The 806-nt window shown below is 32.3% G+C and carries 1 protein-coding gene; it reads right to left on the minus strand.

The window, feature by feature from the left end:
- Positions 1-182: 182 nt before the first annotated feature.
- A partial coding sequence (locus tag HMPREF1481_RS08410; RefSeq protein WP_016466246.1) for a hypothetical protein occupies positions 183-806 on the minus strand: 624 nt, incomplete at its 5' end.

An 806-nucleotide genomic window follows, 5' to 3' on the forward strand; every position in this document is an offset into this window, starting at 1 on the left:
ATCAATCCTCCTAAAAGTACCATTGTGAGAAATATGCGTTTTTTCATAACCTTCTCCTTATTTTTGATATTCAATAAAACAGTTAACCGTAGTTCCCATATAGCATACCATAAAAGCGATTTCCCCTTGCATCTTATTCAAATTCATAAGTCAAGTTCGCTGCCTCCAGAGCTGGAATTCCGCTATTGGCCATTATATACCCCCGCATTTGATACCGTTTCTCTAAAATAATAACCGTCTTTATAATCTACTAAAATTGAGTAATAGTAATAACCCTCATTTTGTAGAGAACTTCCAATTTCAAGTGTAGATTTTTCAGAATCGTTTTTATGAAAATAATTATTATTTATTTTATTTTCCATAAAATATAAAATACTAAAACCATTAGTTATACTATCATACGATTTCTCTTTTAATCTTAGCTTAGACAATTCAGTTTTATTTAAAGCTAGTTTTTGAAACAAGAAACCATCAAACTTCCATATTTTTTTGGCGGTTTCTTCATCAGAAAAAATAAATTTGTTGTCTACATATTGAACACTTACCACCACTTCATCGCTCTTTGGTGCATCATCCTTCGCTGGAATTTTAGCAAGAGTACCCGTTATTGTATGCGATGTTGCATCTCCTTTCAGTTTAATTTCCGTAATGAAATCATCTATTCCATCACTCTTCTCTTTAAAATAAACCTGCTCAATCTCAAACCCTTCCGGAAATTGCTTAAACAAATCAAAGAGATTTTCAGTTGGATAAACACGACTGACCTCAGAGACTTTATTCTCAATCCATTCTCGGCTGTTCTTATT

It is taken from the genome of Streptococcus sp. HPH0090, from assembly GCF_000411475.1.
In the GTDB taxonomy this organism is placed as follows: domain Bacteria; phylum Bacillota; class Bacilli; order Lactobacillales; family Streptococcaceae; genus Streptococcus.